At 50.6% G+C, this 13859-nt stretch carries 8 protein-coding genes; 6 read left to right on the top strand and 2 right to left on the bottom strand.

The window, feature by feature from the left end:
- The first annotated feature begins 140 nt into the window (after positions 1–140).
- From DXH47_RS05905 to DXH47_RS05915, 3 genes are all read left to right on the top strand, one after another.
- Positions 141–1091: an ABC transporter ATP-binding protein gene (locus tag DXH47_RS05905; protein WP_129032441.1), complete on the top strand. Its 951-nt coding sequence runs from the start codon at positions 141–143 to the stop codon at positions 1089–1091.
- Entirely contained in the window at positions 1084–2604 is a 1521-nt protein-coding gene (locus DXH47_RS05910) for an ABC transporter permease/substrate-binding protein (RefSeq protein WP_129032442.1), read from the top strand. The genes DXH47_RS05905 and DXH47_RS05910 overlap by 8 nt, the downstream gene beginning before the upstream one ends.
- 419 nt (positions 2605–3023) lie before the next feature.
- Positions 3024–5852: a MucBP domain-containing protein gene (locus DXH47_RS05915; RefSeq protein ID WP_129032443.1), complete on the top strand. Its 2829-nt coding sequence runs from the start codon at positions 3024–3026 to the stop codon at positions 5850–5852.
- Positions 5853–5971: 119 nt separating this feature from the next.
- Here the strand turns inward: DXH47_RS05915 and DXH47_RS05920 are convergent, their stop codons facing one another.
- Both DXH47_RS05920 and DXH47_RS05925 read right to left on the bottom strand, forming a co-directional pair.
- The gene (locus DXH47_RS05920; RefSeq protein ID WP_129032444.1) at positions 5972–7747 is read right to left on the bottom strand and encodes an adenine deaminase C-terminal domain-containing protein; all 1776 of its coding nucleotides are present in this window, start codon (positions 7745–7747) and stop codon (positions 5972–5974) included.
- Between the two features lie 17 nt (positions 7748–7764).
- Complete coding sequence (locus tag DXH47_RS05925; protein WP_129032445.1) at positions 7765–9114, bottom strand: NCS2 family permease; 1350 nt, start codon at positions 9112–9114, stop codon at positions 7765–7767.
- 167 nt (positions 9115–9281) lie between these two features.
- Here DXH47_RS05925 and add point away from each other — a divergent pair, with 167 nt between their 5' ends.
- From add to DXH47_RS05940, 3 genes are all read left to right on the top strand, one after another.
- Entirely contained in the window at positions 9282–10298 is a 1017-nt protein-coding gene (add, locus tag DXH47_RS05930) for an adenosine deaminase (protein ID WP_129032446.1), read from the top strand.
- A 294-nt stretch (positions 10299–10592) separates the two neighbouring features.
- Positions 10593–11888, top strand: a complete 1296-nt coding sequence (locus tag DXH47_RS05935) for an MFS transporter (RefSeq protein WP_404820010.1) — start codon at positions 10593–10595, stop codon at positions 11886–11888.
- A gap of 78 nt (positions 11889–11966) precedes the next feature.
- A complete protein-coding gene (locus DXH47_RS05940; protein WP_225423509.1) occupies positions 11967–13856 on the top strand; it encodes a DUF2264 domain-containing protein in 1890 nt (629 codons plus the stop codon).
- The last annotated feature ends 3 nt before the right edge of the window (positions 13857–13859 follow it).

A 13859-nucleotide genomic window follows, 5' to 3' on the forward strand; every position in this document is an offset into this window, starting at 1 on the left:
TGGTTGGTCGATGAAACCGCTAAGCGTCTGGCCAGTGAAAACCAGTGAACTGCGGTATCATGGGGAGTGTTAATTGTACTGGGGGATAGTACTCCTGGTAGCCATTTTGGCCGTAATGACTTTATTTTGGGAGGTTAGCTATGATTGAATTTAAACACATCACCAAGACCTACGGCGACACGGACGTCATCAAGGACCTGAATCTGACCATTAATTCGGGTGAACTGTTCGTGCTGGTCGGGCCTAGTGGGAGTGGTAAAACGACGTCGGTCAAGATGATCAACCAATTGATCCAACAGACTTCGGGAGACATCGAAATCGACGGTCAAAACGTGCAGACTACCGATCTGCGTCAATTGCGATTGGGGATGGGGTACGTGCTCCAAAACATCGCGCTATTTCCCAACCTCACGATTCAAGAAAACATCGGTATCCAGCTTGAGGAGCTCAAGGTGCCCAAGGAGAAACGGGTGGCCCGGGCGCGTGACTTATTGACCCAGGTGGGCCTCGACCCGGACAGTTACGCCGGGCGGATGCCCGACGAATTGTCGGGTGGGGAGCAACAACGTATCGGCATCATTCGGGCGCTAGCGACTAACCCCAACATCATTTTGATGGATGAGGCCTTTAGTGCGTTGGACCCGCTGTCCCGCAAGCAACTCCAAGACATCGTGTTAGATCTCCACGCCAAGGCGACGAATAACCTGACCATCGTCTTTGTGACTCACGATATGCGTGAGGCCCTCCGGTTAGGGTCACGCATCGCGGTTTTGCAGGACGGGGTCATCCAGCAGGTCGGCACCCAAGAGGAAATCTTGAACAATCCGGCCAATGCGTTTGTGGCCAACTTCTTTAAGAACGAGCAAGAGACCCAGACAGCGACCGTGGGCAAGGTCATCATTCAGGGCTACGGCCACCGAGTGACCACGACTGACACGCCTAAGATGGCCTTTGAGACGGAGCTGAGCGATGCTGTCCGCACGTTGCGGCAACAACCAGCAATTAGCGTGGCCTATCACGACGCGTGGTATCAGCTTAAGTTGGCAGATGTCCTAGACTTTATCGAGAATAAGGAGGAGGCTCTTGACTGATTTACTTCGCGTTTTACGCACCCAACATCAAGATATTTTAAGTGCTTTGGGCCAACACCTGAGTATTTCGCTGATTTCACTGCTGATTGCGGCGGTCATTGCGATTCCGTTGGCCATTTACTTACGGCGCTACCGGCGAGTGGCCGGGGTGGTCTTGCAGATCACCGGCGTCATGCAAACGATTCCGAGTCTGGCGTTATTGGGATTTTTGATTCCCTTCGTCGGTATCGGGACGTTACCAGCCATTATCGCGTTAGTGGTTTACGCGGTGATGCCGATTTTTCAAAATACTTATACCGGTTTTACCACCATTGACCCCAGCCTGGAGGAAGCGGCTAGCGCCTTTGGATTGTCACGCTTCCACCGGTTGACGCGCATTGAATTGCCGCTGGCGATGCCGTTGATTGTATCCGGATTGCGGATTGCCATGGTCATGATCATTGGGACCGCCACCTTGGCCGCCTTGATTGGGGCCGGGGGATTAGGAACCTACATCCTGTTAGGGATTCAAAATAATGACAATTCCCTGCTACTGATCGGGGCGATTCTTTCCGCCGTATTGGCTTTGATTTTCTCCGCGTTGATTCAGTGGTTGGGTAAGTTGTCGTTTCGTAAAATCATCTACATTTTCGCCGCGATTCTGGTGCTATTTGCCGGCTGGGGCGCGTACGCGGTGATTAGCCGTCCGGCGCCTACGATTACCATCGCTGGGAAACTGGGCAGTGAACCGGAAATCCTGATCAACATGTACAAGGACCTGATTCAACAGGATCATCCGCGACAAAAGGTCGTTTTGAAACGAAACTTCGGGACCACTACCTTCCTGTATAAGGCCCTCAAGGCTGGCCAGATCGATATTTATCCGGAATTCACGGGGACCGTGATGGAGTCTTTGGTCAAGGTCAAAAATTACGGCCATGACCCGCAAAAGATTTATCGGCAGGGCAAGACCCTGTTGAAGCAACAAGATAACCTGGATTACCTGTCCCCGATGCACTATCAAAACGGGTACGCGTTAGTGGTTTCTAAGGCCTTCGCTAAGAAGTACCACCTCAAGACCATCGATGATTTGAAGGCCGTCCAAAATAAGGTCAAGGCTGGCTTTGATTTGGACTTCTACCAGCAAAAGGATGGCTATCCGGGTGTTCGCAAGGCGTACAACCTGAAGTTCGGCAAGGTCAGCTCCATGCAGTCGAGCTTGCGCTATAAGGCGATTGCGTCTGGCGAAGTCAACTTGGTCGACGGCTATACTACCGATCCGCAGATTCAGAAGTACCATTTGGTCGCACTAAAGGATAACCGGAAGTTCTTCCCACCATATCAAGGTGCGCCGTTGGTCCGGAATAAAACCCTGAAGCAGCATCCCGGCCTAAAACGGTCGTTGAACAAGCTGAAGGGGAAAATCACGGACAAGGACATGCAGAAGATGAACTACCAGGTCACCTTCCAGCACCAGAAAGCAGCCACCGTTGCCCGGAATTACCTGATTAAGCACGGACTGTTAGTTAAGTAAGACTACAATCAAATCGATTAGTCTAAGTGGGCTTGCGGGTCTAGACAAATTGTCTAGACCCGTTTTTTTGCGGTTTGAGGCCAGTAAAACCCGCTAAATATTAGTTAGACTAAACCTTAAAGGTGTGGGAAAACTGCGGGGTTTAGGCATTTTTCTTAGCTGTTACTTATCGATAAATTAGGATAAAATGATTAATTCTAGTCAGGGCTTATCAACGATTTAATCCCCAGCATATTGGGATTTTGGTTGAGCATAGAACTTGATTTTATGCAGAATGTTTTTAAGCCAGTTTAGTAGACGGTAATAATTAATTTAGTTATAATGAATTTACGGATATTATAAATGATTAGTTCATATAATAGCTTAACTACTGGGGATAACAGTTTACTTAAGGATGATGCTAGGGGGGCATAAGAATTATGATGAAACCAATGACCACAAAAGAACACTACAAGATGTATAAGAAAGGTAAACTATGGGTCTTTGCAGGAATCTTCACGGTCACGTTGGGCTTGAATGTGGGCGAAAGTCAGACTGCTCACGCGGCAACGACCGATGCAACGACAACCGGGGAAGAGAAAACGACGACTAAAGCCGGCACAGCGTCTAAGACCGTCACGTTAAAGTCAGCTCAGGATAAGGTTACGACTGCCACGACGGCCGATGACCAGACAACCGAGGAAGATAAAACAGGAGAGGCAACACCTGATCAACCGGCTACTGACCAGGACACAACTAACCAACAGAATAGTGATCAAACGACACCCAAAACTGACCAGCAAAATGCTGATCAAGCTGATACCGGTCAGGCCAATAACCAATCAACTACGACGAGTCAGGAATCAAGTGGTCAAACCGAAACAACGTTGCAAGATAATGACCAAGCCACCACTGACCAGCAGACCGCTGGTCAAGCCGCTACCGATCAACCAGCAACGACTCAAACGACACCTGATCAAGTGGCAACTGATTCGACTGAATCCAATCAACAGAACAATCAGACAACCACGACCGACCAACCAGCAACTGACCAGACGACGGCTAGCCAACAGGGGACTGATCAGCCAACGCCGCCGCAATCTACAACGTCCCAACCAGAAAATGAAAGCGCTAACCAGGCTGTCATCGACAAAACGGATGAAGATTCGATGGCCACGACCCAGGAATCAACTCTGCGACAACCAGTCGCTGAGGTCATGTCACTCGGTGATGAGCCGGCAACCCCTACGGTAGCCAGCATTAAGGCGGCCGCGGCCACAGTTAATGCACCAGTCGCGGTGCCAACCGCAGACGAAAGTATCGATGAGTGGATGCCGAATAAAACTTTACAACAATGGGTCTTGTATGCACTTAATAACGCAGGTGTCGGTAAGACCTGGACCAGCGTTGACCAGATTACGAAGGAAGATATGCTGTATCTTACCGGTAAGTTGTCCAGCCAAAGTATGCATGGCACAACGTATATTGATGGAAAATCTTCCTTCTCCTTGGAAGGGTTACAGTACGCCACGAATTTAACGGAATTGGATTTGTTAAATAATGTGAATAGCAATCCATATATGATGCGAGGAGATATTACGGATATTTCACCATTGAGTGCCCTGACTAATTTAACCTGGCTACAATTAGGTGGCAACCGAATTTCTGATATTACTCCTATTGCAGGATTGAAGAAAGTCACTTATTTGGTTCTAGGGATGAATAGTATTGCGGATTTTTCATCGTTGAATCCGGCACAGTATACGGATGGGCTTAGCATTGGCCAACAATTTGTGGAATTAGAGACGGTTTACGTCCCTAAGGTCGATGCCAGTCAGGGTTACTATCCAGAGTACACGACGGTTAACCCGGTAAAAGCACCGCAAGGTATGACCATGAGCGCTAAATATCCAATGGCTGTTGCCTTACCTGTTGTTTCGTTAACTCAATCTGAAGTCGCATCCACTGTAAAAATATTTTGGACTGGAGGCGCGATGGCTCTAAGCCCTGATGGGACTGAAATTACTTATAAGGTTGCGTATAATCAGGAACCATGGTACGCAAAGGATACTGCAGAGTATGGCGTGCCTACTAATTTTGGGTATGACCAGCAGGTTCCAGGTGACTATCTGTATTCCATGGTAGCTAATTTCACAATGTCTGGTTACGGTGATAGCCTTGTTGTGTCATTAGTGACACCATACGTAACGGCCGATGCCGCGCAAAGTATCACGGTCAACTATGTCGATGAGGCGGGCAAGGCTCTACGAGACCCTGATGTCTTGAGCGACGGGTTAATCGGGGAACCTTACACCTTAACGGCCCCAGATATCGACGGCTACACCTTAACGGAAATGCCAGCCAACGCCACCGGGACTTACAGCGACCAACCACAAACGGTAACTTTCGTTTATAAAGAAGCTGTGGGAACCATTACGGTGACCTACCAAGATGACCAGGGCAATCAGCTACTTGAACCGGAGACTTTGACCGGGAAAGTCGGAGAGGCTTATACCGTTCCGGCGAAGACCATTGACGGGTACACACTGACCGAGACCCCAGCGAACGCCACGGGGACTTACACGCAGGATGCCCAAACAGTTGCCTTCGTTTACACCAAAGACACGACGCCGGTGACCCCACCAACGCCGCCGACCCAGACCGTAACGGTCACGGTTCATCACCAAACGGCTGATGGCACGACGGTGGCGCCGGACGTCACTTTGACCGGTGAACAGGGGGATGCTTACACCACTGAACCGGTTGAGATTCCTGGTTACACGCTAGTTACGACGCCGGACAATGATAGCGGGACCTTCGGCGCCAGTGACAGTACGGTGACCTACATTTATGCGAAGGATGTCGAGGAAGGCGAAGGTGGCGACCAAGTCACGCCAGAAACGCCAACACCGGATACCAAGCCAGATAAGACCAAGCCGGGCCCAAACCAGACTAAGCCAACCGGCAAACCAGGCATCGAGGCGGACCAAGCCGTTCGTGGCGGCAGTGCCAACCAGATTACGGGGACTACGCGTCGTGGCACCACCACGCCAACTCAGTTGGGGACCACGACCAATTCGGCAGCCGATAAAGTGAACTTGAAATCAATGCCAACGCAACAGCCAGCAACCCAGACACCGCAGGACCAGGCCAAAGCTGCCACGACCTTACCACAAACGAATGACCAGACCATTTCTGGCTGGTGGGGCGCCGCGTTATTAGCTTTACTGGGCAGTGTTGTCGGTTTCAAACGTAAATTCAAAGAATAATGTCATTATGTCATTTAAAAACGGCCGTCCCCAATGAGGAGGACGGCCGTTTTTGTGTGTTGCGAGAATTAGTCGAGACAACCAATGCAAGGAGGATCGGTCGTCTCCACTTGAAAGCCCTAATCAGCCGGAGTCACGGCTAAGATGGGGTCGAAGTAGGTGAGATGCGTGTAGTCCACGTTACCGCCATCGGTAATGGCAAGGTCCGGGATAGCGGTGATCGGTAAGAAAGACAAGTAGAACAACGGGTCTGGCAGGGTACTCCCCAGGCTTTCCGCCGCAGTCTTCAGCTCGATTTCCTTTTGGGCTAACGCGTCTGGTGTGAGGTCGGTGGTGATGCCAGCGATGGGGAGCTCTAGTAAGGCGAGCACCTGACCGTCGGCGACTACGACCTGGCCGCCGCCACACGCAATCAGGGTGTTGGCGGCTAACGCCATATCGGTCGGGTCAACACCCGCGACCACCAGGTTATTGTCATCCGGAGCCGCCGAGGTGGCGATGGCCCCCCGTTTGAGCGACCACCCAGAAATGAAACCCCGGGCGTGATGGTCGGTCTTACCGTACCGGTCGATGACCGAAACGGCCGCCACATCTTGGTCGGAGTCGGGATGCACGTGGCCACCCTGGATTGGCAACTCAACGTCTAACGCTTTACGGACGAAAGGACCGACGCTGTGAATCGTGCGGACCGTGGCCGTACCGGTAGTCACAGTTACCGGGTAGGCGAAGTCCGCCGCATCTAAAGGCGCGTGGTTGAGCTGGCCCTTTAACGTGGTCGACCGTTTTGGCGGCGTAAAGGTCATCACCGGTTGGCCGGCTTTGGTGACCAGGTGACCTTTACTGATGACGGTCTCGACGTGAAAACTACCGGGGTTATCGACCAGTAAGACGTCGGCGTCCTTACCGGGAGCGATGGAGCCGACCGCGTCATCGACATGGTAAGCTTCCGCGCCGTTTAAACTTGCCATCTGAATGGCAGTCATGGGGGCGACACCGGCTTGAATCGCCAAGCGGACCATGTGATCGAGGTGGCCGTACGCCAGCACGTCGCGAGCATTAACGTCATCGGTACAGAAACTGACGTGGCGGGCAACACCGGACGGCCCCTCGGTCACGGCCCGGATGTTTTCCTTTAAGAATTTGGTGACAGAGGACTCACGAATCACCACCCGTAGGCCTTTGCGTGCTTTTTCCAAGAATTCCTCGTGACTGTAGCTTTCGTGGTCGATGTGGACGCCACTCAGCAAGAAGGCGTTCAAGTCGATGCCCCGAGCCATCGGGGAGCAGCCGAAGATGGGTTTGTGGTACCGTTTGGCCAGTTCCAAGGCCTTCAACGTGTCGGGATCTTGCATTGCAACGGCTTCACGGACGGTCTCCCACACGCCGTAACAGTTGGCTTGTGGCAGGTACTTTTCGTGGTCGGCGGCCGTGACATTATAGGCGATGGTCGACTCCGGAATCGTGTAGGGCGTCTTGTACGGCAACCCCCAGAAGACCTTGAGCGGTAACTTTTCAATTTCGGCAAAAATTTCGCTTAATCCGTCGACGCCCACGACGGAGATGTACTCGTCGAGACCGGACACGATACTGGTGGTGCCGTGGGGTACCGCCAGTTCCGCAAATCGGGTCATGGACAGCTTGCTACATTCAACGTGGATGTGGCCGTCGATCAGTCCGGGGACCAAGTATTTACCAGTTGCGTCCAAGTGTTGCGTTTGCGGACCAACATAGGCGCTGACGTCGTGGTCGACCGCCACGATTTTTTGATGATAAATGGCGACGTCGGCCGGATAAAATTCACCAGTATCGACGTTGGTGAGGGTGCCGTGTTCGATGACCAGGTCCGCGGGTAATTTGGCGGCCCCGGCATCGAGGTATTGCGTGAATTCGGTCATAGAGTTTAACTAACCTCCTAAGATTTCGGCAGAATGTTCAAAATGTAAAGCAGGATGATGAAGACGACCATGAGGCTCCACATCACACCGTTGACTTCGCGGCGCCGACCCGCGGCCGTCATCAGAATCGGGTAGGTCAAGAACCCAAAAGCAATCCCGTACGAGATGTTGTAGGTCAACGGCATGCCGACGACCGTCAGAAAGGCGGGCACGGCGATTTCGAATTTGTCCCATTGGATATTTCTTAGTGCCGAAGCCATCAGAACCCCGACGATGATCAAGGCCGGTGCAGTGACTTGCGTGGTCACGACCGTGAGCAATGGCGAGAACAGTAAACTCAGGATGAACAGGACGCCGGTAACCAGTGCGGTCAACCCGGTCCGACCACCGACTGCGATCCCCGCGGAAGATTCCACGTAAGCGGCGGTTGGGGTGGTCCCCATGACGGACCCGGCCAACATGGAAATGGAGTCAGACATCAAGGCGCGACCGATGCGGGGCATTTTGTTGTTTTTCATGATGCCGGCTTGTTGGGCTAAACCAATCAAGGTGCCGGCCGTATCGAAGAAGGCCACCAGCAGGAAGATGATGACTACCGCCCACATCTGCGGATCCAAAACGGATGGTAGGTGCTTCAGGCTCACGCCAAAGGTCGGGCCCATGCTTGGTGCCATAGAAATCAAGCTGCTAGGCGCTTTGATGAGACCAGTTACTAGCCCTAAGACGGTGGAAGCAACCAGGCCGATGAAGATGGCGCCAGGAACGCGCATTGCCATCAAGATGGCAATCACGAACAACCCGAAAATGGTCAACCAAGTCGTGGGTACTGTGAAGGAACCGATTTCCACGAGTGACGTCTTGCTGGCGACGATGAGGCCCCCACCTTGTAAGCCGACGAAGGCGATGAAGATCCCGATGCCGGCGGCCATGGCGAGTTTTAAATCGCTCGGGATGGCGTCGATGACTAGCTCACGAACTTTAAAGAAAGATAATAGCTTGAAGAGAACTGCGGCGACGAAAACGCCGGCCATGGCCTTTTCCCAAGGGATGCCCATTCCCAGGACCACGGAATATGTAAAGAAGGCGTTGTCCCCGAGACCTGGTGCGACGGCGATGGGGTAGTTGGCGAGAAAGGCCATCAAGAAACAGCCCAGGATGGCGGATAATGCGGTGACCGTGAAGACGGCCCCCTTGTCCATACCAGCGGCCCCAAGAATACTGGGGTTAACGAAGAGAATGTAAGCCATCGAAACAAACGTGGTCAGGCCGGCCAAAACTTCTTGGCGAACTGTGGTGTGTTGTTCCGATAGGTGGAAAGTTTGTTCCAAAAAATTGGTAGTAGCAGTGTTACGACTAACTTTTAACACGGTGTGAAACTCCCTTCTCTCTCAAGATAAGTTTTATTGTGGCATATATTATTTAAATGCGCAAGCCTATAGTTCGTGTTTTATCCATTGACAATGAAATATTATCTGCTAAGCTCAAATAAACGGCGAAAAAGCCGGATGATAAAATTTGTAGGGGGTATTAACATATGTCTACAGAAATTACACCAGCGTTTACTCAGGGATTGCCCAAAGCAGAGCTCCATCTGCATATCGAAGGAACGCTAGAGCCGGCATTGAAATTGAAGTTAGCGCAGCGCAACCACGTTGATTTGGGGCAGACCACCATTGAAGAGGTGCAGAAGTCCTACCAATACAATGATTTGGCGTCGTTTTTAGCGGTGTATTACCCAGCGATGGCCGTGTTGCAACACGAACAAGACTTTTATGATTTAGCTTGGGATTATTTGAAACGGGCCGCGGCCAATCACGTGCGCCACGTGGAAATCTTCTTCGATCCCCAGGCCCATACCAGCCGGGGCATCGCCTTTGAAACCGTGATCAACGGGTTATACCGGGCTACGGTCGATGCTCGGGCACTCAACGTAGATGCCCAGTTAATTTTGTGTTTTCTGCGGGATTTTTCCAAGGAATCGGCGCGGCAAACATTAGCGGAAGCCTTGCCATACAAGGATAAATTTATTGGTATCGGCTTGGATTCCGACGAGCACAATAACCCACCAATGAAGTTTGCCCGCCAGTACGAGGACGCGGCCGCCGCGGGGTTGCACCTGACCGCCCATTGTGACATCGATCAGAAGGATTCCATCGAACATATCCGGCAAGCCTTAGAACAACTTGACGTGGAGCGCTTAGACCATGGCACCAACATTGTCGAGGACCCGGATTTGGTGGCGCTGGTGGCCAAGAAGGGCATTGGGCTGACGTCCTGCCCACTTTCTAATGGTTTTGTGTCTCCGGAAATGAAGGGGAAGGAAGTCCTCGAGTTATTGGCCCAGCACGTGAAAGTCTCTATCCACTCGGACGACCCGGCATATTTTGGTGGCTACATCGGCGATAACTACTACGCGCTTGCCGACCAGTTCAACTTGACTAAGGACCAGGTGGTTCAATTGGCCCGTAATTCATTTGAAACCTCCTGGATCAGTGACCAGCAAAAAGCGGTTTACTTACAGGAACTGGCGGACTACGCGGCTCAAAATTAAACTTAGACAGATAGGTAACGACCAGTGGTCTGCATGTATGACTATTGGTCGTTTTTATCTATAATCAATGGCTAACGGATGAGTAATTGTTTTAGTAAATATTTGAGAAACCAATTTTATTTTACTAAAATAGCTCTTTAACTTTTGGCTGGCACGAGCTATAATACAACTGTAAGCGGTTTCATAATAGCCATTATTTAGTTAAAGTTCTCCTCAGCTTGAGGTTGGACGCGGAAATGCATTAGTCATTTACATATGAACCCTCTTACAAATCTATATACTTAGGAGTGAGCCATGATGTCGAAAGAAGATAAAGGCAATCAGGCAGTGAACTCTAGTGTTGGTCTAGTGACGAACGCTAAAGTCAAAGACGAAGAACAGCCCAAGCTTCCTTGGATGGTTTCTTCGGCCATGTTTTTAGCCCCACTATGCTGGTATGGGCCGATTGGGTCCACGCGAAGCGTTTTGATTCCCCAATTGTTCTCACAATTGGATCCCGTTCATAAAGTTTGGGCGGTCGGAATCTTAGCCACGGTTGCGTCAATTACCGGTGCGGTCGCAAACCTGTTGTTTGGGGCGTTCTCTGATGTTACCCGGACACGTTTTGGGAAGCGGAAGCCATACATTGTTCTGGGGACCGTTGCGATCGCCCTTTCATTGATTGTGATCGCCAACGTCAAGTCGATTATGGCTATCATTTTTATTTGGATTATCGCGGCGGCAGCCGAAAACGCCATCGCGGCGGCAATTTATCCGCAAATCTCTGACCGGGTCGCGCCTAAGTGGCGGGGGACTGTTTCAACATTTTATGGAGTCGGGTTCACCATTGCTCAACAAGGATTTGCCTTGTTAGCGGCTCAATTTTTGGGGAACGTTAAAATGGGGATTTACTTCATGGCTGGTTGCACGGTGGTGTTAGCCGTTATCCATGAATTGCTGATCCAAGAAAAAGGTAACCTGGATGACCCGAAGGTTCCATTCAATAAGGATACTTTGAAGAAATACTTCTTCTTCCCAACCCACGATTCCCGCGACTTTTACTTAGCGTTGACCGGGAAATTCTTCATGGTTGTGGGGTCAACCATTGTTACCACGTTCCTGTTGTTCCTATTTACGGATTATATCGGTCAAGGCACCGCTGCCGCCGGGAAATCTATTTCGATTTTCTCAACCATTATGTTAATTATCGGGGTCATTTTCGCCCTGATTGGAGGACCGTTAGCCGATAAGTTAAAGCGGGTTAAGGCACCAGTTGTAATTGCGACGTTTGCTTTAGGCTTTGCTGCGTTGTTCCCATTATTCGTTCAAAAGCCATGGGCGATGTTTGTTTACGCCGTTATCGCTGCATTTGGGAATGGGCTGTATAACTCCGTCGATGGTGCCTTGAACATGGATGTTTTACCTTCTTCAGACACTGCCGGGAAAGACTTAGGACTGATTAATTTAGCCAATACTTTAGGCCAGATGTTAGGGGCCATGGTAGCGTCCGCTATCGTTGCATCCTTTGGTTATGGTGCAATCTTCATCTTTGCGATTGCTATGGAAGTCGTTGGTGGGATTGCCATCGCGATGATTAAGCGTATTCGATAATTTCCAAGTCCCCGTTAGCCAACTCAAAAATGATGATGGCACGCGGGGCTTTTTGGTCACGAGGACTAGGAGGAATCTATGTTGAAACAGAAACTGTTCAATGAACAAATAAAAGCGAACCCACTCCGGAGTAAAACTGATGTGAAATCAGCGTTACTCGATATTTTACGGCCGGCTATGGCAGTCTTAGCCCAACAAAAACAAAAGGGTCATTTCCGGATGAGTGACAGTGGGGCGGTCTACTTACAAGAAAAGACTGAAATCGAAGGCTTCATGCGGTTGTTGTGGGGCCTTGGTCCGTTCTTTAGCAACGCCGAGAACATTCAAGAATACCCCGATTGGTTTGAACTCGTTACTCAGGGTATCTTAGCCGGAGTTGCTCCCGATTCAGATAGCTACTGGGGAGGCGACCTGGGCGATTACGACCAACTCTTCGTTGAAATGGGTGCCCTGACGGCATTCTTGTACGAGACTAAGCCGAACTTCTGGGACAGCCTGTCTGTGACTCAGCAAAAGCAAATCATCGATTGGATGGATCAGGTCAATGGTAGAGTTGTGCCGAAGACTAACTGGCTTTTCTTCCGGGCAATGGTCAATAAGTTCATCACGGACACGGGTTACGCGGATCATTCGCAATTGGTGGCTGACGATTATGCCATTACCAACACTCACTACTTAGACCATGGTTGGTCGTACGATGGTTACAAGAACCAAATTGACAATTACATTCCGTTCGCGTACCAGTTCTTTACCCTGCTGACCGTAGGATTGACCGACTGGCAAGGCGATGAAGCCACGCTTCTGCGGCAACGAGCCAAGGCGTTCGTACCAAGTTATGCTAACTGGTTTGCGGCAGACGGGGCGGCGTTACCGTATGGACGGAGCCTAGATTATCGGTTTGCCCAAGCGGCTTTTTGGGCCGTAGCGGCGTATGCTCACATTGACTTACCTGAAGGTTATACATTGGGTGACGTCAAGCACCTATTACTTAATAATCTGCGTTGGTGGTTCCAACAGAACATCTTTACAACGGATGGCTTACTGCCAATTGGGTATGCTTACCCGAATATGGTCTTTGCCGAAGGCTATAACGGACCAGCTTCTGCTTACTGGGCCTTAAAGACTTTCATCTTCTACGCACTCCCTGATGATGATCCATTCTGGACCGTCAAGGAAAGTGAAGACTTCAAGTTTGTGCCGTTGAAGAAGCAACCCGAACCACGGATGCTAGTTGCCCACAGTAAACACGGCTTAGAAGTTCAGGCCTTTACCGCGGGGCAACACTCTCACGAACACGCTGAAGGCGCCGCAAAATACGAAAAGTACGTTTATTCCTCAACTTTTGGCTTCAGCACCCCTAAGGAATCAGTTTTGCTCAAACAATGTGCCTTTGACAATACATTAGGTATTTCCGAATCGGAGAATTTCTGGCGGACGGCTTTCAAGTATCAGGACTATCAGATTCATGACGACTACGTTTACTCGGATTGGCAACCATGGTCGGACGTGGAGATTAAAAATTACATTATTCCGGATATGCCATGGTACGTTCGGGTTCACCAAATCAAGACGTCGCGGAAATTACACGTTGCTGAAGGGAGCTTCTCGGCACCGGATAGCGGATCACCTGACGAACAAGTTGTACCGGTTCAAGCCAAGAACGCGGTCTTCTACCAGACGCGGGTCGGGATTACCGGTTTGGTCGGCTTATCAGATGATTTGAAGGTCGAATTGTCCGAACCGGAACCTAACACTAGCATCTACTTCCCGAAAACGAAGATTCCGTTACAAACAGGGATCTTGGAACCTGGAGACTACACGCTGGTATCCTTGTACTTAGGTGACCGGGAGCTCGAAAGCTTGGATGCACAGGGTCACATTCAGATTCCAACGGTGGCATTAGTCGGCAATCAAATTAAGATTACGGCCGCAGGAAAGACTAAGACGGTCACGTTAGCAGAATTTTAGGAG

The organism is Levilactobacillus suantsaii (assembly GCF_004115745.1).
GTDB lineage: Bacteria > Bacillota > Bacilli > Lactobacillales > Lactobacillaceae > Levilactobacillus > Levilactobacillus suantsaii.